We start from the raw sequence: 23,120 nt of genomic DNA on the forward strand, positions 1-23,120 counted from the left end.
TAGAAATGAGAAAATTTGTTGTACTTGCATTTATTTTATTAATAGGAATCCAAGCAGAAGCGCAGGTAAAAGTTAGCCCTGGACTTAGAGGAGGTTTGAATATATCAACATTGACTAATATTGATGATAACAGCTCTAAAACAGATTTTTATGTTGGTGGATTGGTAAATATTAAGTTCAATAGATTTTTTTCTGTTCAGCCAGAAATAAATTATTCAAGACAAGGTGATGAAGGAAGATACTTTGAAAACGGCCGTTATTATTCTGAAAAGTATGAGTTGAATTATATAACACTGGGAGCCGTTGCAAAATTTAACTTTGGTGGTGGAGGTTTTCATTTATTGGCCGGCCCGTCTTTAGATTTAAAAGTTAGTGATAATTATGTAAATACAAATCCCGAAGATTTTGATCTTTCATTTGTGGGAGGTCTGGGTTATACTTTGCCAAATGGTTTAACTTTTGAAGCTAGACTTAAACAAGGATTAATTGATATTTATGGTTATGATGGAATTGACGATGGTTATTATTATGATCAAGTAATTTTAAATCAGGTTTTTCAGCTTGGTATTAGCTATACATTCAAAACAAAATAAAAAAGCATGAGCAAAAAAGTAGTATTATTAATTGCTGTCTTTTTTACAGTATTCAACATACAAGCCCAAATTTCAGTTAAACCAGGTTTAAGAGCTGGATTTAGTTTTTCGACTATTTCTGAAATGCACGCTGATTATAAAACTGATTTTTATGCTGGAGGCTATACAGAAATTAAAATAACCAAAATTTATGCCCTTCAACCAGAGATTAATTACAACAGACAAGGTTCTAATAATGTTGCAAGAAATTATTTTGATGAAAATACACAGACAAATAAAGTAGAACATTTGGATCTTGATATAAACTATTTGTCTCTTTCTGTTATGAATAAATTTACTTTACCAGTAGGAATTCAGTTTCAAGCAGGGCCAACATTAGATATTTTATTGAATGATAATCTTGCAGTTAGAAAAGCGCAAAATGATCTTGGTTTGGTTTTAGGAGTTGCCTATGCTTTGCCTTCGGGATTGACATTTGAAGCACGATTCAAAAAAGGACTGCTTGATGTTTTGAGCAGTGATTATTATCAAAATGACTCCAATAATTATTATTTATTTGGAGATTACAACACAAATATTAATTTTCAGTTAGGGGTTTCCTACTCATTTGGAAAATAAAAAATATGATTTTACAAGATTTTTACAAAATACTATCAGAAGAAAAAGTATCTGATTCGAAATATATTATTACCATTTTAGTAAACGAAAAACATGAGGTTTTTAAAGGGCATTTCCCTGGAAACCCTATTATGCCAGGTGTCTGCATGATTCAGATTATCAAAGAACTTACAGAATCTATTACGAAAAGCTCGCTGATGATCCAGTCTTTGGCAAATGTAAAATTCATGGCGCTAATTAATCCAGAGGTTACTCCGGAATTGCAATTGGAATTGGATGTTACCACAACTGAAGACGATTTGGTAAAAGTGAAAAACACGACTTACTTTAACGACACAACTGCTCTTAAACTGAGTAATGTGTACAAAAAAATATAATTATGAAACTATTATTGACATTACTTTTATGGGTAAGTTTTGCAGGAACACCAGATTTGGCTTCTATCCGAAAAATGTATTCTGATGTAGCAAAATCAGAAAGCAATGCCAAAGAATTTGTAGCCAAACTTGCAGGTGTTTCAAGTAATGACGATAAAATTTTAGTGGCTTATAAAGCGGCTTCGATTTTATTGGAATCTAAATTTGAAAAGAAATTAGGTCAGAAAATGGAGCGTTTTAAAGAAGGTGCAAAATTACTTGAAGCAACAATAAAAAGTGATCCAAGTAATATAGAAATGCGAATGATTAGACTGAGTGTTCAAGAAGATGTTCCTGGCATTACTGGCTATAAGAAAAATATCAAAGAAGATAAAAAATTCATAACGACATATTATGCGTCGCAAGGTGCGGCTTTGAAAGATTATCTTAAAGACTTTGTTTTACAATCTAAAAGTTTCTCTGAAAAAGAGAAGCAATTTGTGAAGTAAGCTCAAAAAATACCACATGAAATCACAGCAGGAATTACTTAGTTCGACTAACTTTTGCGTTATTGTACCTACGTACAATAATCAAAAAACGCTGAAAAAAGTACTGGATTCTATTTTAGATTTCACCACAAATGTCATTATTATCAATGACGGTTCAACCGATTCAACTGCCGAAATTTTAAAATCATATTCGCAACTGACTCAAATTCATCATCCTAAAAATTTAGGAAAAGGTCGAGCGTTGAGAAACGGATTTAGAAAAGCGCTAGAACTGGATTTCGAATACGCCATTACAATCGATTCTGACGGACAGCATTTTGCTGCAGATATTCCTGTTTTCTTGGAAGCAATTCAAGATGAGCCAAATGCTCTTTTGATTGGAAGCCGAAATATGACACAGGAAAATGTTCCGAAAAAAAGTAGTTTTGGAAACAAATTTTCTAATTTTTGGTTCAAGTTTGAAACCGGAATCAAACTAGACGACACACAATCTGGTTTTAGATTGTATCCGCTTCGTTTGCTTCCAAAACGTTTTTATACCAATAAGTTCGAATTTGAAATAGAAGTTATTGTACGTGCTGCCTGGAAAGGAATTGTGGTAAAAAATATTCCGATTCAGGTTTTGTATGATCCTGCAGAAAGAGTTTCGCATTTTCGTCCGTTTCAGGATTTTACGCGAATCAGTATTTTAAATACGGTTTTGGTGACTAATGCTTTGCTGTATATAAAACCTCGGGATTTCTTTCGCCGAGCAAAAAAAAAAGGTTTTAAAAAATTCTTTTTAGAAGACATTTTAGAAAGCAACGATTCTAATTTTAAAAAATCGGCCGCAATTGCTCTTGGTATTTTTATCGGACTTTCTCCTTTTTGGGGATTCCAAACCATTTTGCTTTTTACGTTTGCGGCTTTGTTTAGGCTCAACAAAGTCATTGCTTACCTTACTTCAAATGTAAGTTTTCCGCCTTTTATTCCGTTTATTATTTATGTTTCGCTTCAAGTTGGGAGTATATTTGTGACCAGCGATACGCCATTGGTTTTAGACAGTTCAATTACCCTCGACGATATTCAAAAAAATGCGACGCAATATATCGTAGGAAGTCTTATTTTAGCAACCGTTTCAGCGCTATCAGTTGGCTTTATAAGTTATCTGCTTTTAACGGCTTTTAGTTCTAAAAAACAAACCGAAAATTTAAGTTAAGTTTGCCACAGATTAAAAGGATTAAAATGATTTTTACATCCAGTTTGTCAGGCTGAGCGAAGTCGAAGCCTACGTCCAATTGGAATGCCCTTCGACTTCGCTCAGGGTGACAGACTAAAACTAACCCTTTTAATCTGTAGCAAAAAAACAAAACAAATTTATGCCCTTTTTCAAATAAGAATTCGTGAAAATTCGTGAAATTCGTGGCAAACCAACACAGATTAGAATCTTTTTAATCCTTTTAATCTGTGGCAAAAAAATAATAAATAACCATGCATCAATACTTCTACGCCATTCATTTATTTGTAAACCGAAGAAAATCTCTTTCGGTGCTATTGGCCGTTCTGATGCTTTTGGTTTTTGGATTTTTCGCTTCAAGATTAAAATTTGAAGAAGATATAACCAAACTTATTCCAACAAACGATAAAACCGATGTTACTGCCAAAGTCTTAAAACAATTAAATTTTGCCGATAAAACTACCGTAATTTTCAGCTTAGATAAAAATGGTTCTGCCGATGATTTGAAAGAAATGGCAACTGTATTTTCAGACAGCGTTTCTAAATCCTGCAAGCCATATATAACAGGAATTCAAGGAAAAATTGACGAAGAAAACATTCAAGAAACTATTGATTTTGTTTACAATAATCTGCCCCTTTTTCTAGATGATAAAGATTATGCAGCTATTGAGAAGAAACTTCAAAAAGACAGCATTGCGGCAACCGTTCAAGGAAATTACAAATCGATCATTTCTCCTTCAGGATTTATAACCAAAGATTTTATTCTGCAAGATCCGTTTGGGATTTCATTTATTGCTTTAAAAAAATTACAGCAATTAAACATTGGTGACGATTTTACTCTAGAAAATGGTTTTGTAATGACGAAGGATAAAAAGAAATTACTCCTTTTTATCACATCCAATATTCCGTCAAGCGAAACAGAAAAGAATAGCATTTTTGCTGAAAAACTTAAATCCATTCAGGAAAATTTAAATCAGAAATTTAAAGGTAAAACTTCAATCAGTTATTTTGGTTCAGCCTTAATTGCCGTTGCCAATGCCAATCAGATTAAAGGAGATATTATTTTGACGACATCCATTGCGATGTTCACTTTAATGCTGATTTTAATTTTATTCTACCGTAAAGTTTTAATCCCACTTATTATTTTTCTACCAACAGTTTTTGGAGGATTATTTGCCGTAGCATTTTTATATTTTGTGAGAGAACAGATTTCGGCAATCTCTCTTGGAATTGGTTCTATTTTATTGGGAATCACAATCGATTATTCCATTCATATTCTCACGCATTACAAACACAACAGCGATGTAAAAACCTTGTACAAAGACATTACAATGCCTGTAATTATGAGCAGTTCTACAACTGCCGTTGCTTTTTTATGTCTGCTTTTTGTAAAATCGGATGCGCTGAATGATCTTGGAATTTTCGCTGCGGTTATCGTTATGGCAACTGGAGTTTTCTCGCTTTTGATTGTTCCGCATTTATACAAACCAACAGAAAATCCAGCTGAACACAAGAAAAATGTCATCGATAAAATGGCTCATTTTTCTTTTCACAACAATAAAATCTTAATTGGGCTTTGCGTTATCATTACCATTATCTGCTGTTTTACTTATAATGATGTTGGTTTCAATAATGATTTATCACAGCTGAATTTTGTGCCAAAAGAAATTAAAGCTGCCGAAAAACAGTTGGAAGAAAGTACCAGTTTAACTTCAAAAACTATTTATGTGGCTTCTTACGGAAAAACTATGGAAGAAGCTTTGCAATATAATAGTCGTCTTTTCGAAAATTTAAATAAAGAAAAACAGCAGGATAAAATTCTAAATTTCAGTTCGGTTGGAGGAATTGTACTTTCGCAAAAAGAACAGCTTCAAAAAATTGAAAAATGGAATTCATTTTGGAATTCGCAGAAAAAACAATTCGTTAAATCGGAATTAATTGCTGAAGGTGCCAAACTTGGTTTTAAACCTTCAACTTACAATTTATTTTTTGGCCAATTAGATTATGATTTCAAACCAGTTTCTGCAGATGATTTTTTAAAAATCAAAGCTTTACAATTACAAGAATTCATTACAGAAAAAAATGGTTTTTACACCATTTCAACTTTAGTAAAAGTAGCGCCAGAACAGCGAGATGCTTTTGTAAAATCGGCTTCAGCAAAAGAAAACGTAATTGCAATTGACCGTCAGCAGATGAATGAAACGTTTTTCAGCACTTTAAAAACCGATTTTAATTCGCTTGTAAATTATTCTTTTGTAGCCGTAATTTTAATTCTGTTTTTCTTTTTCCGAAGAATCGAATTGGTTATCATAAGCTGTATTCCAATTGCTTTGACAGGAATTGTAACGGCAGGAATTATGGGTATTTTTGGCATTCAGATGAACATTTTCAGTATGATTGTCTGCACCTTGATTTTTGGTCACGGAGTTGATTTTAGCATTTTCATGACAAGTGCACTTCAAAAAGAATATACAAACGGCGTTAACGAAATTGCCATTTACAGAACCTCAATTATTCTAGCGGTTATAACGACTATCTTAGGAATCGGTGCGATGATTTTTGCCAAACATCCTGCGCTTACTTCAATTTCGCTGGTTTCATTAATTGGAGTCTTTGCTGCATTGATTATTACTTTTATTTTTTATCCGATTTTATTTAAGCTGTTTTTATCAAATCGTCCGAAAAAAGGAAATCCGCCTTTTCAATTACGCACTTTTATTCATGGCGTAATTTCATTTGCTTATTATGGTTTGGGCGGAATCGTAATGTCGATTTTCAGTTTTACGATAATGCCGATTTTGCCTTTTAGTAAAAAATCAAAAATGAAAGCTTTTCGATATCTGATTTCAAAATTCATGAAATCGGTATTGTATTCAAATCCGTTTATTCGAAAAAAAGTCGTTAATAATTTCAATGAAACTTTCGAAAAACCAACCGTAATTATTGCCAACCATTCTTCTTTTCTAGACATTTTAGCAATCGGAATGCTAAGTCCAAAAATCATTTTCTTGGTAAGCGATTGGGTTTACAACTCTCCTATTTTTGGCGGCGTGGTTAGAAAAGCAGGTTTTTATCCTGTTTCTGAGGGTCTTGAAGGTGGCGTTGAACATTTGCGAAAAAAAATAGAACAAGGTTATTCGTTAATGGTTTTCCCGGAAGGAACACGATCAGAAAATAATGTCATTAAACGATTCCACAAAGGTGCTTTTTTTCTTGCTGAAGAATTTAAAATCGACATTATTCCGGTTGTTATTCACGGTGCTTCAGAACTAATTCCGAAAGGGGATTTTGTTATTCATCACGGAAAATTGACCGTTACCATTTTAGAAAGAATTACACCTGATAATCTTTCTTTTGGAGCTAATTATACCGAAAGAACCAAACAAATTAGTTCGTTCTTTAAAGCTGAATATCGCAAAATAAGACAACAACTTGAAGGTTCTGATTATTTCAAAACAATGCTGATTAACAGTTACGATTATAAAGAAATCGAAGTTGGAAATAGCGTAAAAAAAGATTTAAAAGAAAATCTCGAAACCTATTACAATTTAAACCAACACATTCAGCCAAAAGCAAAAATCCTTCATTTAGGAAATGATTACGGACAATTGGATGTTTTATTGGCGTTGCAGGAACCACAGCGAAAAATAGCTTCTTTTATAAATGATGAAGAAAAATTACTGGTTGCCAAAACCAATTACATTGTTTCAAAAAGAAAAATAGTTTATCTCGAGAATCTAGAATCAGCAGTTGAAAATCATTACGATATACTTTTAATTTCTGACGAAAATTATCCGGATGAAATTGAAAAAGTAATTTCGAACGTTGACTGTATAATTTTAGTGAATTGTTCCCGTTTAAGAAATCAGTTTACGGATTTTGAAATTGTTTCTGAAGAAAATGCTTTAGTTGTTTTAAAGAAAAAATAATGAAAAAAGAGTACGATGTAGTCATAATTGGCAGCGGTTTAGGCGGATTGGTTTCTGCTGTTATTCTGTCAAAAGAAGGCTACAGCGTTTGTGTACTCGAAAAAAACAATCAATACGGAGGAAATCTTCAGACTTTCGTAAGAGACAAAACCATTTTTGATACTGGAATTCATTATATCGGAGGTTTAGACAAAGGCCAAAATCTTCATCAATATTTCAAATATATTGGAATATTGGATCATTTGAATCTAAAAAAAATGGACGAAAATGGTTTTGATCTAATTTCTTTTGATGACGATAAAACCGAATATCCGCATGCACAAGGTTTCGAAAATTTCATTCAAAAATTAACCAATTTCTTTCCCGAAGAAAAAGAAAATCTTTTCAAATACTGTCAAAAAATAAAAGAGGTCTGCAAAACATTTCCGCTTTACAATCTAGAATCGGAAGGAAAATATGATGATCAAATTTTAACGCTTAACGCGAAAGAAACGATCGATTCATTTACTCAAAATGAAAAACTGAAAGCCGTTTTGGCAGGATCAAATTTTCTGTATGCCGGAATTGCTGAGAAATCTCCTTTTTATATTCATGCCCTTGTGGTGAACTCTTATATCGAAAGTTCATGGCGTTGCATAAATGGCGGAAGTCAGATTACGAAACAGCTTTTGAAACAATTGAAAAAATACGGAGGCGAGTTTTTTAAACATAAAGAAGTCACCAAAATCGAGGTCGAAAATCAAAAAGTAAATGGGGTGCAAATGAAAGACGGAACAGAAGTTTCTGGAACGTATTTTATTTCGAACATCGAACCTAAAACGACTTTGAAAATGGCGGGCCAGGAAAATTTTAGAAAACCGTTTTTCAATAGAATTCAAAATTTAGAAAGTGTCCTTTCTGCGTTCAGTTTGTATATCGTTTTTAAACCTAAAACATTCAAATACATCAATCATAATTATTATCATTTTAAAAGTCCTGAAGATGTTTGGACCGCTTATGAATATGATGAAAATTCATGGCCAAAAACTTTTATGGCTTCTATGAGTCCGTCAAAAAAAGACGAAGAATGGGCAGACGGAATGACGTTTTTGACTTATATGAAATACGATAATGTTAAAGCTTGGGGAAACACTTTCAATACCACTTTTGAAGAAAATGATCGAGGGGAAAGTTATGAGAAATTCAAAACCAAAAAAGCAGCTAAATTTTTAGAAGAAATCGAGAAAAAATTTCCTGGAATAAAAGATTGCATTAAATCGGTTCATACTTCTACTCCACTTTCGTACCGTGATTACATTGGCGGAGATGGAGGAAATATGTACGGATATGTTAAAGATTCTAATAATCCGATGAAAACTTTAATTCCGACTAAAACTAAGGTAGAAAATCTTTATCTTACAGGCCAAAGCATCAACATGCATGGTGTCTTGGGAGTTACAGTCGGAGCGGTTATAACCTGCTCTGAAATTGTAGGAAAAGAATATCTGCTAGAAAAAATTAAAAAAGCATCTGAATAGTCTCATTATGAAAAACCGAATTCTTTATATTTTCCTCATCGGTTTTTTAAGTTTGATGGTTTCCTGTGGTACTTCAAAATCAAAAAAGCACACACCAGATCTTACAGGTTTAAATGATGCAAAACCTGCTGTCACCAAATTATCTGACAGTATTTTTATATCTGGAAAAAATTCGCTTTTAAAAAATAAACAAGGTCTTTGGGAATTATATGTAGAAGGCGATCCTCTCGAAATTGGACTTTCTACTGGTGCTTTAACCGATTCTCTTTTGCACAAACAGCAACGTATTTTTTTCTCAAAAATTACCGATTTCATTCCGTCAAAATTTCAGCAAAAACTGCTTCGTCAGTTTCTCAAATGGTACAATCGAAAATTATATCTGAATGTTCCCGACGAATATCAAACCGAAATTTATGGCGTTTCTCAATATAGTTCGAGTGACTTTGATAATATCGCCCCTCAATATCAGCGCAGTTTGTATCTTCATGCTGCTCACGATATTGGGCACGCTTTACAAGATTTAGCTTTGGTTGGCTGTTCTTCTTTTGCTGCTTGGAACGAAAAGTCGGAAGATGGAAATTTAATTCTGGCTCGAAATTTTGATTTTTATGTGAATGACGCTTTCGCGGAAAACAAAATCGCTGCTTTTATAAAACCAGAAGAAGGTTATCCGTTTATGATGGTTACTTGGCCAGGAATGATTGGTGCCGTTTCTGGAATGAATTATGAAGGATTAACCGTAACGATAAATGCATCTAAATCTAAGATTCCGTTTAGCGCTAAAACTCCAATTTCAATCTTGACTCGAGAAATTTTACAGCACGCCAAAAATTTAGATGAAGCAATTGCGATTGCAAAAAAAAGAAAAGTATTTGTTTCTGAATCGATTATGGTTGGAAGTGCCAATGATAACAAAGCTATTCTGATTGAAGTTTCGCCAAATAAAATGGACATTTATGATGTTCCAAACAGCGATCAATTAATTTGTTCAAATCATTTTCAAGGCGAAGCATTTAAGGACGATAAAAGAAATTTAGAACAGATTGCAAACAGCCATTCTGAATACCGTTACGAAAGAATGCAAGAATTACTATCTGAAAACCCAAAAGTAAATCCTGAAATTGCTTCGGAAATTCTTCGAGATAAAGAAGGTTTAAAAGATATTTCTTTAGGATATGGAAACGAAAAAGCCTTGAACCAACTGCTGGCACATCACGGAATTATCTTTAAACCAAAAGAAAAATTAGTTTGGGTTTCGGCAAATCCTTATCAATTGGGTGAGTTTGTTTGTTATGATTTAAATGAGCTTTTTGGTGAAAATAGAAATGCAGCAGAATCTTTTCAAAACGAAAATCTGAACATTGCCAAAGATCCTTTCTTAGAAACAGTTGCTTTTCAGAATTTTAAAAAATTTAAAATTGAAGATCATAAAATAGATTCTATTTTAAAAAAGAAAGAAACAGTTTCTCCAGAATTTCTTCAGCAGTATCAAGCATTAAACCCTGATTATTGGGTTGTGTATTATAAGACAGGATTGTACTTTTACCAAAAAAAGGAATTTCTTCAGGCGAAGCTTAATTTTGAAAAAGCTTTAAGTCACGAAATCACTACAGTTCCGCAAAAAGAAGAGATTGAAAAATATTTAAAAAAAGTCAAAAGAAAATTACAATGATTCCAGCAATAGAAAAAGATTCTTTAGAAGAAATTAAAATTTTTCAAGAAAAAAAACTATCCGAGCTTTTAGCTTATATCAGCGAGAATTCTCCTTTTTATAAAAGACTTTTTGCAGGACAGAATATTGATATTTCGAAAGTTAAAACACTGGAAGATTTACAGCATTTGCCTGTTACAACAAAAGAAGATTTACAGCAATATAATGATGATTTCTTGTGCGTTCCGCAACATAAAATTATCGATTACGCTTCAACATCTGGAACTTTAGGCGATCCCGTTACTTTCGGTTTAACCGATTCTGACTTAGATCGACTGGCTTATAATGAATCGATTTCATTTGCCTGTGCAGGAATTGCAGAAGGCGATGTAGTGCAATTAATGACTACGATTGACCGAAAATTTATGGCTGGTCTGGCTTATTTTCTAGGACTTCGAAAACTGAAAGTGGGCGTAATTCGCGTTGGCGCTGGAATTCCGGAAATGCAGTGGGATTCTATTTTAAAATACAATCCGAGTTATCTGATTACGGTTCCTTCTTTCCTTTTGAAATTAATTGAATATGCCGAAATTCATGGAATCGATTATAATAATTCGAGCATAAAAGGTGCTATTTGTATTGGGGAATCTTTGAGAGAACAGGATTTCTCCATGAATATTCTATCCAAAAAAATCACCGATAAATGGAATATTAAGTTGTTTTCAACTTATGCTTCTACAGAAATGAGTACCGCTTTTACAGAATGCGAACACGGAAAAGGTGGACATCATCATCCAGAATTGATCATTGTAGAAGTTTTAGACGAAAATAATCAGCCTGTAAAAAATGGAGAAACAGGCGAATTGACTTTTACTACTTTAGGAATTGAAGCCATGCCGTTATTGCGTTTTAAAACTGGAGACATGGTTCAGTTTCATGATGAACCTTGCGCTTGTGGAAGAAACACTTTACGCGTTGGTCCAGTTGTTGGGCGCAAAAAACAAATGATTAAATATAAAGGCACAACGCTTTATCCGCCAGCGATGAACGATGTTTTGAGTAGTTTTGATAATATCGAAAATCACTTGATCGAAATTTCAACCAACGATTTAGGTACAGATGAAATCCTGATCAAAATTGCAGTTAAAAATCAATCTCCTGAATTTCTTCAGGAAATAAAAGATCACTTTAGAGCCAAATTAAGAGTAACTCCAAAAATAGAATTTGCTTCAAAAGAGGTTTTAAATCCGTTGGTTTTTAATCCGATGAGCCGAAAACCAATTCGATTTTTCGATTATCGTTAAAGGCACAAAGTTGCAAAGGTTCAGAGAAACAAAGGTTTAGATTCTGAATATAAAACCTTTGGAACTTTGTCACTTTGAACCTTTGAACCTCAATTTGGTACAAATTGAACTAAAAGTTGTAATTTTGCAAAAAATTACGAAGATGGTCAAGATTGGCAACATAGAATTACCCGAATTTCCTTTATTACTAGCACCGATGGAAGATGTTAGCGATCCGCCGTTTCGCAGGTTATGCAAAACGCATGGAGCTGACTTAATGTATTCTGAATTTATTTCGTCGGAAGGATTAATTCGTGACGCTATAAAAAGCCGCATGAAGTTGGATATTTTTGATTACGAACGTCCTGTTGGAATTCAGATTTTTGGAGGCGATGAAGAAGCAATGGAAATGTCTTCTAAAATCGTTTCGACTGTAAAACCTGATTTAGTGGATATCAATTTTGGATGTCCAGTAAAAAAAGTAGTTTGTCGTGGTGCAGGTGCAGGAGTTTTAAAAGATGTTGATTTGATGGTTCGTTTAACGAAAGCGGTTATCAAAGGAACTGATTTGCCTGTTACGGTAAAAACACGTTTAGGCTGGGATGATAGCTCAATTAATATTGATGAAGTTGCAGAAAGACTTCAGGATATTGGCGTACAAGCTTTAACAATTCACGCTAGAACCCGTGCTCAAATGTACAAAGGCCATTCTGACTGGTCGCATATTGCACGTGTAAAAAACAACCCAAGAATTACAATGCCTATTTTCGGAAATGGCGATATCGACAGCCCAGAAAAAGCATTAAAATATAAAAATGAATATGGAATTGACGGAATTATGATTGGTCGCGCTGCAATTGGTTATCCGTGGATTTTTAACGAAATCAAACACTATTTCAAAACAGGTGAACACTTACCTGCTCCAACGGTTATTGATCGTGTTGAAGCGGCTAGAAATCATTTACAATGGTCAATGGATTGGAAAGGCGAGCGTTTAGGAATTGTAGAAATGCGTCGTCATTATACGAACTATTTCAAAGGAATTCATTCATTTAAAGAATTCAAACAAAAATTGGTTACAACTGATGCTCCTGAAGATTTATTTGCTATTATGAAAGAAATCGAAGAAGTTTATGCGGGTTATGAGTTTGTTTAAAATCTCATAACAAAAATCTAAATCTTTGTCGAGCTTCTTGTGGAGATTTCTCCTTCGTCGAAATGACAAAAAATACGCAGATTAACTTTGACAAAAAATATTGATCCAAAAAAAAGACCTTCAAAATTTGAAGGTCTTTTTTTTATAAATTAAACTTGAACTCGTTTCCACTTTCCTCTTTTATAGAAAAATATCCCCGTCAAAGTAATGGCAGTTTCAGCAACAGGAATGGCAATAAAAACTCCTGTTGGTCCCATATTAAAATGTTTTGCCAGAACAAAAGCTAATGGAATTTGAAACAGCCAAAATCCGAAAAAGTTAATTCCGGTTGGTGTCCAGGTGTCTCCTGCACCATTGAAAGTATTGATTAAAACCATTCCGATTCCGTAGAAAATAAATCCGATGCTCATGATCTGCAAAGCTTCAATTGCAATGGTTTTAACCTGCAGATCATTCGTGAAAAAGGAAATAATATATTGTCCAAAAACCAAAGTAATAATCATAATCGAAGCCATGAAAATTACATTATATCTTGCAGTTGTATAAACGGATTTTTCGGCACGCTCAATTTGTTTGGCTCCTAAGTTTTGTCCAACCAAAGTCGCAGCGGCATTACTCAATCCCCAAGCTGGAAGAATAAAAAACATCATTATTCTCAATGCCGTTTGATAACCTGCAGAACCATGATCTCCTCCTGTTGTCGCGACTAATTGTGCTAAGAAAATCCAACTGCAAGAAGCAATTACAAATTGCAAAATTCCAGGCGCGGCGATTTTTACCAAAGCTTTGATTTGCTTAAAATCAGGAGCAAAATAGGGAACCTTAATTTTTAAAACTCCATTTCCAAAAAACAAATGATATACTTGATATAAAACTCCAATACTTCTTCCAATAGTAGTTGCCAAGGCTGCACCAACTAATCCGAAAGCAGGAATTGGCCCAAAGCCATTAATTAAAATCGGACATAAAAAGATGTTGCAAATATTAGCGATCCATAAACTTTTCATAGCAATTGCTGCATTTCCTGCTCCGCGGAATATTCCGTTTATTAAAAACAAAAGCATAATGCACAAACTAGAACCAATCATAATTTGAGTAAATCGGAAACCATGTTCGGCTGATTCTACAGAAGAACCCATCAGAATCAAAATGTCTTTTGCATAAATAATTCCGAAAATGCTCATTATGCTATTAATTGCAAATGCAATGATAATAGCTTGCATTCCTGCTTTCGCAGCTGCTACAGGATCTTTTTCTCCAATACGTCGTGCTACAACCGCGGTTGCCGCCATACTCATTCCGATTGCAAGGGAGTAAATTACGGTCAATACTGATTCTGTCAAACCAACAGTCTGAATGGCAAAACTGCTATGTTCCAAATGACCAACGAAATATAAATCAACAAGAGCAAAAACCGATTCCATCATCATTTCTAAGACCATCGGAATGGCCAATAGAATTACGGCTTTTTTTATACTGCCAGAAGTATAGTCAAAAGATTCGTCGCCTTTTAAGGCTTGTTTTAAAGTGGTAAAAAATTTAGAAAAGAAGCTTTTCTTTATAGTTGTTTCTGTCATGATATTTTAGGATAAATGATAAAATTGGTTCAGATGTATTTAAATCTGAACTAAAAAAGTAAACGTAAGTATCCTAATTATTCTAAAAAATAAAATTAGGATTAGGCAGAAACAATCATATGCTGTAGTTTTTTAAGGCGGTAAATATAAGTAATATTTTTAAAGAAGAAATTAATCTAGTAATTTTTTACTTACTCGACTGCTTGCTATTAGCGAAGCAACAAATCCTAAAGAGATAATTGTTGTCATTACAATCAAAACATTCTCCACTGTAAAAACAACTGGATAAGCCAAAGTTGGCGTAATCATGATGAGCTCAAATTTCTGCTGCAAAATAACAAGAATTATCCCTAAAGCAAGTCCGATTAAACCACCAAAAACACTTAATAAAGTTCCTTGTAACAGAAATATTTTTCGAAGATCACCAATATCTGATCCTAAATTGAAAAGGGTTTTTAGATTTCCTTTCTTTTCTAAAATCATCATAATTAAGGCGCCAATCAAATTAAAAAGTGCCACAATGATAACTAGAGTAAAAATCAAATAAACAGCAATGTTTTCCGTATTAAGCATTTTGTACAAAGACTCATTCAGCTGTGCTCTATTTTTTAAAGTAATTTTATTTTTAAAAATAGAATTAAGCTGAGTCTTTATTGCTCCTTCATCTGCGTTTTCTTTTAATTTAAATTCTATTCCTGAGATTTGATTGCGCTTGTACATTAACAATTCCTGTACCAAACCTAAATCTGCAAATACATATTTTGAGTCTAAATCTTCGCTTATTGAATAAATTCCAACAGGTAGAACATCGGTTTTATTGAAAGCTTCTTCGGGATTTTCGATTCCGCCTTTTCCTGGTTTTGGTGCAAAAATCTGAAGCGGATTTTCAAAATCTAAAATTCCCATTGAGAAATTTTGAGCTAACCCATAACCAATTACAACCTGATAACTATCTGGTTTCAACCATTGGCCGTTAAAAAGTTTTTTCTTGATATCATTGACAACAGGGTAAATGCTATCGACCCCTTTTAAATAAGTAACTTGCTGTTTGTCTTTGAATAAAAATAAAACACGCTCTTCTATAATTTTGGTGTAAGAAGCAACACCATCTATTTTTTTGATTTGATTCTCCTGATCGGGTGTAATTAAAAATGATTTTCCATAAGTACTTGTCAATTTTAAATCAGGATCAATTTCGTTTGTGAACGAAAGACTGAAAACCTTTAACCCACTAAAGACAGATAAAACCACAAACAAAGCCATTGTTCCAACAATGATTCCCATGCTGGCAATACGGTTAATAATATTGATAGCATTGTTTTTGCTACTGCTAAAAATATAACGTTTGGCTATGTATAAAGGAAAATTCAAATTATGACTTTCTTCTTTTTTCTAAAAGATCACGGTTTTCTATTGGGTTTTCTTTTCCTGCAAGTGCATTATCAATTTTCTCAATATAATCAAGAGAGTCATCTATAAAGAATACCAAATTCGGAACACGGCGCAATTGCAAACGAACACGTTGCGATAAATCATGTTTGATTAAAGTGGTATTTGTTTTTATTGCTTCTAATGTTTCTTTGGCTTTTTCTTGTGGAAAAATACTTAAATATACTGTTGCTACAGACAAATCTGTAGTGACACTTACTTTGGACACTGAAATTACCAAGTTTGTAATTCCGTTTTTTCTCACTTCACCTTGCAAGATATCAACCAGATCTTTCTGAATAACACCGCCTATTTTTTTCTGTCTATTTGTTTCCATACTGCAAAAATAATACTTTTAAATTCAATGGTAACAATTTCAAAACAACTTCAATCTTAAATTAGTATTTATTACTTGAAATTAAGATCAAAACGAGCGTTTTTCTATCCTCATTTCAAAAAAATGCTATCTAAAATACAACTTCTTTCTATTTTTTCTGCTGACAAAAGTCATCTTTCTTTTGCTAAATATTGATCAATTTTGATAGAAATCTAACACTAATCAAATTATGAAAAAGAGAGAACCACTAAGTCATATAATGACTAAAAGCGTTATTACAGTAAATCAAAATGACGATTTAAAAAAGGTTGTTGAAAAGCTAAAGGCCAACTCAATTCGTCATATTCCAGTTGTAAATGGAAAAGAAGTTGTCGGAATCATTAGTCGCACAGATATTAACCGCTTAACTTTTGGAGCTTTATTTGACGGACAAGATGGTGCTGATGAAGCTATTTTAGAAATGCTTACTATTTCGCAGGTTATGACTTCTAAGCCAAAAACCGTTTCATCTGATACCATAATAAGAGATTTAGCCGAAATTTTTGTGAAGGAAGAATTTCATGCTCTTCCTGTTGTAGACAATGGAGAATTGAAAGGAATTGTAACTACCACCGATGTTTTGAAATATTTCTTAGAACAATACGATTAACGAAAAATTCATCATACTTAACTTTATTCTTAAAGTGGCAGGACATTCTTCTGCCACTTTTCATTTTTTAAACAAAAACGAATTTAAAAATCAACAAATTAGGTAATTCTTTAAAGATTACATTGAAAAATAATACTAATATTAATTATTAAATAATTTTATTATTGATAAAATTTTACATTTTTTCTGATAAAAATAAAATTAATACTACTTAACTTAAAAACCAGTGAATCAGCGTTTCAAAGTAAAAAAGATTCAATTATTCTTTTAAAAATAACTTATCCTATTCAAAACTAACAGGATAGAACAGGATACAAAGGGTTTCTGTTATAAATAAGTTTAAACAACTTTAACTAACCGAAATCTATTCTTATGAAAAACAAAATTAGCCATTTGTTAATTTTGATCTTTTCCATTTTTGTGCATCTAACCACACTAGCACAAAACAAAATGGTAACTGGATCAATCACGGATTCCAACGGAATCCCAATTCCTGGAGCGAATATTATTGTGAAAGGCTCAAAAACCAACACCATTTCCGACTTTGATGGAAAATATTCTATAAGCGCAAATACAGGAAGCATCTTGGTTTTTAGTTCTACTGGTTCTAAAACAATTGAAAAAACGGTTGAACAATCTTCTGTTATCAATATTACATTAACTGATGAAGTTGCCGAACTTAAAGAAGTAGTTGTTGTAGGCTATGGAACCATGAAAAAAAGCGATTTAACGGGTTCGATAGCTCAAATTAAAGGAGATGTTCTTAATACGGTTACAAGCTCAAATCCGTTAGAAGCTGTTCAAGGACGAGCTGCTGGTGTTGCTGTTTTAAACAACGATTCTTCTCCTGGTTCCTCGCCTAAAATAAGAATTCGTGGAAACGGATCTGTCAGCGCAGGTAATGATCCTTTAATTGTTGTTGATGGTTTCCCATTGGTCAACAGTAACTTAAATGATATTAGTTCTAACGACATTGAATCTATGGAAATTCTTAAAGATGCATCTTCGGCTGCTATTTATGGATCAAGAGGAGCAAATGGTGTTATCTTGATTACAACAAAAAGAGGGAAAAAAGGACAAAATAATCTAGAGATTGTAGGCACTCAAGGAATCTCAACTCCGACCCGACTTCCTAAAACTTTAAGCAGAGATAGTTTTGTCAATTTTATAAATGACGCTTATACCTATTCTACAGGAAAGCCTGTTTATTCTGCCACTAATCCTGCTCCAAATATTAATACAGACTGGCAGGACGAAATCATTCAGAATATGGCACTTATGCAAAACTATTCTTTGTCTTTTAGCGGAGGAAAAGAAAACACAACGTATCTGCTTTCTGGAAATATTTTTTCGCAAGATGGAATTGTAGAAGCATCTGGTTTTAAAAAACTAACTCTTAGAACCAATTTAAATCACGAATACAAACCTTGGCTTACTGTTGGAACACATTTACAAGTGGGCCGTTCTCAAAGAGATATTCGAAACAATCCGACTGGAGACATTTTTAGATACGGATGGCCAACAATACCTGTAAAAAATTCAGATGGAAGCTGGTATTATGCCACAGAAGATCCTGCAGTAAGTTCTTACTTTGAGGGCACTTGGAATCCTGTTTCGGAGGCATCAGAAATGACAAACGAAATTTCTACAGATCGCATTCTTGGCGATGTGTATGCTCATTTTAAACTTGCCAAAAATCTAACTTTTAAAACCAATTATGGCGTAGATATCTCAAATGAAAAACAATATGAATATTACACTTCAAAATCTACAGCTGGAATTGGATCTGGAAACACAGGAACTGGAGGACAATATTACAGAAGACAAAGCTCTCAGCTAACCGACAATATTTTAAGTTATGCTAATACTTGGAAAGACAAACATAGTCTAACTGCAACAGCAGTCTATTCATGGCAAGAATATGTTTATGAAGATTTAGGTGTAAAAGGTTCTGGTTTTCAAAATGATGCTACAGGAGCAAATGATATTACGTATGCAGATCGAGCAAGTATTACCAATTCTTCTAACAAATATTCAAGTAAATTAATTTCATGGACAGCTAGAACTTCTTATGCTTACAACGAAAAATATCTCATAACCTTAACTGGCCGTTATGATGGATCGTCACGTTTTGGAAGCAACAACAAATGGGGATTTTTCCCTTCTTTGGGACTTGGTTGGAATGTTGATAAAGAAAACTTTCTTAAAAATAGTTCTGTAATTTCGGCTTTAAAATTAAGAGCAAGTTATGGAGTTACGGGTAATCAAGAAATTGGTAATTATCAATCTTTGTCTAAACTTGTTAAAGCAAATTATGTATACGAAAACAATCCGATTTTTGGATTTGTGGAGACAATTGGAAATCCAGATCTAAAATGGGAACGCAACATTCAGTACAACGCAGGTATCGATTTAAGCTTATGGAAAAGACTTGACTTGAATTTAGATTTTTATCAAAGACAAACCTCAGATCTTTTATACAACGTTCCGATTCCTACAACTTCTGGTTACTCGAGCATGCTTCAAAATATTGGCGAAGTCAAAAACATTGGTTTTGAAGTTACTGCACGCGTCAAAGTAATAGATTCAAATCTTAAATGGGATATAGGCGGTAATTTCTCTAAAAACAAAAACGAAATTGTGAGTCTTTATGGAGATGTAAGTCGCATAAATGTTGGAAGTTCTTCTGCTGGAATTGCTAAATATCTAATTGTGGGCCAGCCTGTAAATAGTGTTTGGGCTAGAGAATCTGCTGGTATCATTAAAACTCAGGAACAGCTGACGGCTTATCAGCAAATACGTCCTACCGCACAGCTTGGAGAAGAAATGTATGTTGACAAAAACAATGACAAAATCATTAACAATGATGATTACGTAAATATTGGCACAACTTCTCCTGATTTCTTTTACGGAATATCAACCAATCTAAGCTATAAGAATTTGACATTAGATATTTACGGACAAGGAGCAACAGGATTGGCTTCTGATGAAGATAATAATTACATGATTTTTGGCGAAAATCAGATTCAGAACAGAAATTATATCCCGACGCAATATGCTTATGACAGAATGTGGAGTCCAACAAATTCATCTGGAAATTTTCCTAGAGCGGGCGCTAAAGATGTATATCTGTCGGATCGTACAAACGGAGACTGGAACTATTTTGTAGTAAAGAATATTAAGTTGGCTTACAATTTATCTAACGTAATCAAAAGTGTCGATTGGGTAAAACAATTAAACGTGTATTTGAATGCCCAGAACTTTATCAATATAGCAAACCACAGGGGCTATAATCCTGAAAGTGGAAATGTAACTTCTCCGTATGTAAAAACAATGCTTGTTGGTTTTACTGCAAAATTTTAATTCTAAAAATCTATACTAATGAAAATTCTAAAATATATCTTTTCAGGTTGTGCACTAATGCTTTTTTCACAGTGCACCGATTTAGCAGAAGAACCGTATACTTTCCTTTCGCCTAGTAATTACTATAAAAATGCAGACGAATTGAATACTGCATTGGTCAGTGTTTATGATGGCTATCAAAACGGTTTTAATGGCAATTACAAATATATCATGTACTTGGAGGTGTTAACCGAATTTGGTTCGCCTGCTTATGCAAAAGACGATGCCCAACTTTGGAATGTTTGGTCAGATATGAATAATGCAGATAAAATGGTAATTACAAACTGGGATGACGCTTACAACATTATCAACAGAGCAAATTTGGTTATTGGCCGCGGTGCTGATGTTGAAATGGACGAAACTCTCAAAAAGAGATATTTTGCCGAAGCTCGTTTTTTAAGAGCCGCAACTTACTACAATTTAGTACGCATGTACGGAGGAGTTCCAATTCCTGAAACATTTACAGAAGGTTTAAAAAATTTAGCGATACCTAGAAAAACAACAGAGGAAACTTATGCATACATTGTTGCTGATCTTGAATATGCAGAAGAAAATTTGCCTCAAAAATCTGGTTATCAAAGTGACAACATTTGGAGAGCTTCAAAAGGAGCTGCGCAAGCTTTACTTGGAGATTTATACCTTACCCGAGGAAGCATGACAGGAGATAAAGCCTTTTTTCAAAAATCTAAAGATTACACCACAAAAGTTATTCAATCTGGTCAATATGATTTACAATCCAATTTTAAGGATCTATGGTTTTGGTGGAATATCAATAACAAAAATGGCATCGAATCTGTTTTTGAAATGCAATATGGTGGTGTCGAAAATGAATATAATAATAACCATGTTATGTTTGGCGTAAATATAACCGAGACGACACTGGGCTGTTATATGTATCACAGATTTGGCCCCTCAATACAGCATTATCTATCTTATAGCAATGATGATACGAGAAAAGAAGGCAGTTTTTTAACAAAAGTAAATGTTACTGAAAAAGGAAATTCAAGTCATATTTTACAAACCATAGAATTTGTTTCAACAGATAAAGGTTTCTTTCCCGGATCTAAAGGATGGAAAACAGCTTCGCCCGGAAATCTGAAATTTTATGATAGAACCGAAAGTTCTGCTTCACTAAAAAAACCTCAGGCAAATTCTTATGTCATTCGTTATGCCGATGTATTACTAGATTATGCCGAAGCAGAAAATGAAATTAATGGTCCTGCAGCGGCGTATGCTTATGTAAACAGAATAAGAAACAGAGCAAAACTGCCAGATCTAGCTCCAGGATTAAATAAAGAACAATTTGCTGATGCTATTTATAAAGAAAGAGGATGGGAGTTTGTTGGAGAAGGATTATTGTTCTTTGATGAATTAAGAACTAATAGAATTGGAAAAAATGTTTCAGAACACGTGAAATATGGAAATGATAACGGAATTAATATGTACGTAAACAATCCTTTACAGTTTGTACCTTCTAAAAATTTCTTATTTAAAATTCCGCGATATGATTTAGATTCTAATCCTGCACTAATTCAAAATCCTGATAATACAAGTAACTAAAACAGAAAATCCTTTTCATCGAATTGATGAAAAGGATTTTTTTAGAGTAATCTTTAGGATAGATTTATCTGCTTTGCAGCCATCCTTCCGGATTATTATTTGATGTATTTTGAAGAATCAAGAATTTAATAATTGTTTTTCCTGTATCTCCACTTGTTCTTACTTTTCCAATATTTTGTTTAATCGTCACTTTATCTCCCTGACTAACAGAAACTGAACTTAAGTTTTGATATACGGTAAAAAAGTCTCCGTGCTGAATTACAACTGCTTTATTTACTGGAGACAAAACGATAACCTTAGAAACTTCTCCCGCAAATACTGCTCTAGCACTTGCACCATCTTCTGTAGTAATTTCAACTCCAGAATTATGAACAGTAATTGATGGATGTAATGGGTGTGGCTGATCTCCATATCCAAGCGAAATAAATCCTTTTTCTACTGGCCACGGTAATCTTCCTCTATTTGCTTTAAAATCAGCTGCCAAAACTTTATCTTCTGGAGTCATTGCAATTTTAGAAGACGAAACTGTTGCCGTTTTTGCTTCACTAGAACCTGGATTTGCTTTTGCTCTTTCTGCAGCTGCTTTTCTATTGGCTTCTGCAATAGCTTCACGAATTAAACGGTCAATTTGTTTGTCAATTCTTTTAGCTTCATTTTGTTTTGATCGAATATCTGCGGCAATTTTGTTTTTATCTTTTTTAAGAGCATTAACTAATTTTTGCTGCTCTTTTTTCTCCACCTCAAGAGTAACTTTCTCCTTTTGATTTTCGGCAATTATCTTCTTTTTTACTTGTCTTTGCCCGTCTAGTTTAGCATTAAAATCAACTAATTGTGCTGTTTTTGACTGAATTTCAAGGCCTTGATTTTTTCTGAAAGCAGTGTATTGTTTTAAATATTGTGCTCTTTTATAAGCTTGTAAAAAACTTTCTGAAGATAAAATAAACATTGCACGGCTTTGCTCAGAACGGCTTTTGTACGATTTTAAAATCATCTCAGCATAATCTTCTTTTAGAACTTTTAGTTCTTTTTTAAGTTTATTTACTTGAACCTGATTAATATACATATCATTACCAATCAGTCTTTCCTGTTTTGCTGTAGTATTAATTAATTTCTCTTTAAGCTTAATTTTGTTTGCCTGAATTAAATATTCATTCACAGCAGATTTTTCTTTTTTTCGAACAGATTGAAGCATCTTTTCGTTATCTCTGATTTCCTGCTGAATTTGAGCTTTACGCTGCTCCAGTTTTTCTTGCTGCGAATCCTGCGCCCATACAAATGTGGTGGCGCAAATTAAAACTAGACTTAGAAGAAATTTTGGCATGTTTCTGTTTTTATTTTT

Annotated in this window: 17 protein-coding genes; 13 read left to right on the top strand and 4 right to left on the bottom strand. The window is 33.4% G+C overall.

What is annotated here, in order from left to right; genetic code table 11:
* Positions 1–5: 5 nt before the first annotated feature.
* From ABXT06_RS01940 to dusB, 10 genes are all read left to right on the top strand, one after another.
* Positions 6–593, top strand: a complete 588-nt coding sequence (locus tag ABXT06_RS01940; protein WP_354589226.1) for a porin family protein — start codon at positions 6–8, stop codon at positions 591–593.
* Positions 594–599: 6 nt separating this feature from the next.
* The gene (locus ABXT06_RS01945) at positions 600–1,211 is read left to right on the top strand and encodes an outer membrane beta-barrel protein (RefSeq protein ID WP_354589227.1); all 612 of its coding nucleotides are present in this window, start codon (positions 600–602) and stop codon (positions 1,209–1,211) included.
* A gap of 5 nt (positions 1,212–1,216) precedes the next feature.
* Positions 1,217–1,588: an ApeI family dehydratase gene (locus ABXT06_RS01950; RefSeq protein ID WP_354589228.1), complete on the top strand. Its 372-nt coding sequence runs from the start codon at positions 1,217–1,219 to the stop codon at positions 1,586–1,588.
* 2 nt (positions 1,589–1,590) lie between these two features.
* A complete protein-coding gene (locus ABXT06_RS01955; protein WP_354589229.1) occupies positions 1,591–2,076 on the top strand; it encodes a hypothetical protein in 486 nt (161 codons plus the stop codon).
* 16 nt (positions 2,077–2,092) lie between these two features.
* Complete coding sequence (locus ABXT06_RS01960; protein ID WP_354589230.1) at positions 2,093–3,274, top strand: DUF2062 domain-containing protein; 1,182 nt, start codon at positions 2,093–2,095, stop codon at positions 3,272–3,274.
* A gap of 272 nt (positions 3,275–3,546) precedes the next feature.
* Positions 3,547–7,221 (top strand): MMPL family transporter, encoded by a 3,675-nt coding sequence (locus ABXT06_RS01965; RefSeq protein ID WP_354589231.1) that lies wholly within the window; start codon positions 3,547–3,549, stop codon positions 7,219–7,221.
* Positions 7,221–8,738 carry a phytoene desaturase family protein gene (locus ABXT06_RS01970; protein ID WP_354589232.1) on the top strand — a complete coding sequence of 506 codons (1,518 nt, stop codon included), beginning with the start codon at positions 7,221–7,223 and terminating at the stop codon, positions 8,736–8,738. Before ABXT06_RS01965 ends, ABXT06_RS01970 begins: the two co-directional genes overlap by 1 nt.
* A gap of 7 nt (positions 8,739–8,745) precedes the next feature.
* The gene (locus tag ABXT06_RS01975) at positions 8,746–10,410 is read left to right on the top strand and encodes a C45 family autoproteolytic acyltransferase/hydrolase (protein ID WP_354589233.1); all 1,665 of its coding nucleotides are present in this window, start codon (positions 8,746–8,748) and stop codon (positions 10,408–10,410) included.
* The gene (gene flxY / locus ABXT06_RS01980; RefSeq protein ID WP_354589234.1) at positions 10,407–11,693 is read left to right on the top strand and encodes a flexirubin biosynthesis putative acyl-CoA ligase FlxY; all 1,287 of its coding nucleotides are present in this window, start codon (positions 10,407–10,409) and stop codon (positions 11,691–11,693) included. Before ABXT06_RS01975 ends, flxY begins: the two co-directional genes overlap by 4 nt.
* Before the next feature lie 142 nt (positions 11,694–11,835).
* The gene (gene dusB / locus ABXT06_RS01985; RefSeq protein WP_274254896.1) at positions 11,836–12,828 is read left to right on the top strand and encodes a tRNA dihydrouridine synthase DusB; all 993 of its coding nucleotides are present in this window, start codon (positions 11,836–11,838) and stop codon (positions 12,826–12,828) included.
* Positions 12,829–12,977: 149 nt separating this feature from the next.
* On the opposite strand, the gene ABXT06_RS01990 is transcribed toward dusB, so the two are convergent.
* From ABXT06_RS01990 to rbfA, 3 genes are all read right to left on the bottom strand, one after another.
* A complete protein-coding gene (locus ABXT06_RS01990) occupies positions 12,978–14,405 on the bottom strand; it encodes an MATE family efflux transporter (RefSeq protein ID WP_354589235.1) in 1,428 nt (475 codons plus the stop codon).
* A 171-nt stretch (positions 14,406–14,576) separates the two neighbouring features.
* Positions 14,577–15,776, bottom strand: a complete 1,200-nt coding sequence (locus tag ABXT06_RS01995; protein WP_354589236.1) for an ABC transporter permease — start codon at positions 15,774–15,776, stop codon at positions 14,577–14,579.
* A 1-nt stretch (position 15,777) separates the two neighbouring features.
* Positions 15,778–16,170, bottom strand: a complete 393-nt coding sequence (gene rbfA / locus ABXT06_RS02000; RefSeq protein WP_095930618.1) for a 30S ribosome-binding factor RbfA — start codon at positions 16,168–16,170, stop codon at positions 15,778–15,780.
* A 229-nt stretch (positions 16,171–16,399) separates the two neighbouring features.
* Between rbfA and ABXT06_RS02005 the strand changes: the two genes are divergently transcribed.
* The 3 genes from ABXT06_RS02005 to ABXT06_RS02015 all read left to right on the top strand — a co-directional run bounded on the left by ABXT06_RS02005 (position 16,400) and on the right by ABXT06_RS02015 (position 21,781).
* Positions 16,400–16,819 (top strand): CBS domain-containing protein, encoded by a 420-nt coding sequence (locus tag ABXT06_RS02005; RefSeq protein WP_198855020.1) that lies wholly within the window; start codon positions 16,400–16,402, stop codon positions 16,817–16,819.
* Between the two features lie 372 nt (positions 16,820–17,191).
* Entirely contained in the window at positions 17,192–20,182 is a 2,991-nt protein-coding gene (locus ABXT06_RS02010; protein ID WP_354589237.1) for a SusC/RagA family TonB-linked outer membrane protein, read from the top strand.
* A gap of 18 nt (positions 20,183–20,200) precedes the next feature.
* Complete coding sequence (locus ABXT06_RS02015; protein WP_354589238.1) at positions 20,201–21,781, top strand: RagB/SusD family nutrient uptake outer membrane protein; 1,581 nt, start codon at positions 20,201–20,203, stop codon at positions 21,779–21,781.
* 64 nt (positions 21,782–21,845) lie between these two features.
* Here the strand turns inward: ABXT06_RS02015 and ABXT06_RS02020 are convergent, their stop codons facing one another.
* The gene (locus tag ABXT06_RS02020) at positions 21,846–23,102 is read right to left on the bottom strand and encodes a murein hydrolase activator EnvC family protein (RefSeq protein ID WP_354589239.1); all 1,257 of its coding nucleotides are present in this window, start codon (positions 23,100–23,102) and stop codon (positions 21,846–21,848) included.
* Positions 23,103–23,120: the final 18 nt, after the last annotated feature.

It is taken from the genome of Flavobacterium sp. UW10123 (assembly GCF_040538975.1).
Lineage (GTDB): Bacteria > Bacteroidota > Bacteroidia > Flavobacteriales > Flavobacteriaceae > Flavobacterium.

Coding starts and splice junctions, on each gene's coding strand:
- ABXT06_RS01940 (WP_354589226.1), top strand. CDS start 6: ATGAGAAAATTTGTTGTACTTGCATTTATTTTATTAATAGGAATCCAA.
- ABXT06_RS01945 (WP_354589227.1), top strand. CDS start 600: ATGAGCAAAAAAGTAGTATTATTAATTGCTGTCTTTTTTACAGTATTC.
- ABXT06_RS01950 (WP_354589228.1), top strand. CDS start 1,217: ATGATTTTACAAGATTTTTACAAAATACTATCAGAAGAAAAAGTATCT.
- ABXT06_RS01955 (WP_354589229.1), top strand. CDS start 1,591: ATGAAACTATTATTGACATTACTTTTATGGGTAAGTTTTGCAGGAACA.
- ABXT06_RS01960 (WP_354589230.1), top strand. CDS start 2,093: ATGAAATCACAGCAGGAATTACTTAGTTCGACTAACTTTTGCGTTATT.
- ABXT06_RS01965 (WP_354589231.1), top strand. CDS start 3,547: ATGCATCAATACTTCTACGCCATTCATTTATTTGTAAACCGAAGAAAA.
- ABXT06_RS01970 (WP_354589232.1), top strand. CDS start 7,221: ATGAAAAAAGAGTACGATGTAGTCATAATTGGCAGCGGTTTAGGCGGA.
- ABXT06_RS01975 (WP_354589233.1), top strand. CDS start 8,746: ATGAAAAACCGAATTCTTTATATTTTCCTCATCGGTTTTTTAAGTTTG.
- flxY (WP_354589234.1), top strand. CDS start 10,407: ATGATTCCAGCAATAGAAAAAGATTCTTTAGAAGAAATTAAAATTTTT.
- dusB (WP_274254896.1), top strand. CDS start 11,836: ATGGTCAAGATTGGCAACATAGAATTACCCGAATTTCCTTTATTACTA.
- ABXT06_RS01990 (WP_354589235.1), bottom strand. CDS start 14,405: ATGACAGAAACAACTATAAAGAAAAGCTTCTTTTCTAAATTTTTTACC.
- rbfA (WP_095930618.1), bottom strand. CDS start 16,170: ATGGAAACAAATAGACAGAAAAAAATAGGCGGTGTTATTCAGAAAGAT.
- ABXT06_RS02005 (WP_198855020.1), top strand. CDS start 16,400: ATGAAAAAGAGAGAACCACTAAGTCATATAATGACTAAAAGCGTTATT.
- ABXT06_RS02010 (WP_354589237.1), top strand. CDS start 17,192: ATGAAAAACAAAATTAGCCATTTGTTAATTTTGATCTTTTCCATTTTT.
- ABXT06_RS02015 (WP_354589238.1), top strand. CDS start 20,201: ATGAAAATTCTAAAATATATCTTTTCAGGTTGTGCACTAATGCTTTTT.
- ABXT06_RS02020 (WP_354589239.1), bottom strand. CDS start 23,102: ATGCCAAAATTTCTTCTAAGTCTAGTTTTAATTTGCGCCACCACATTT.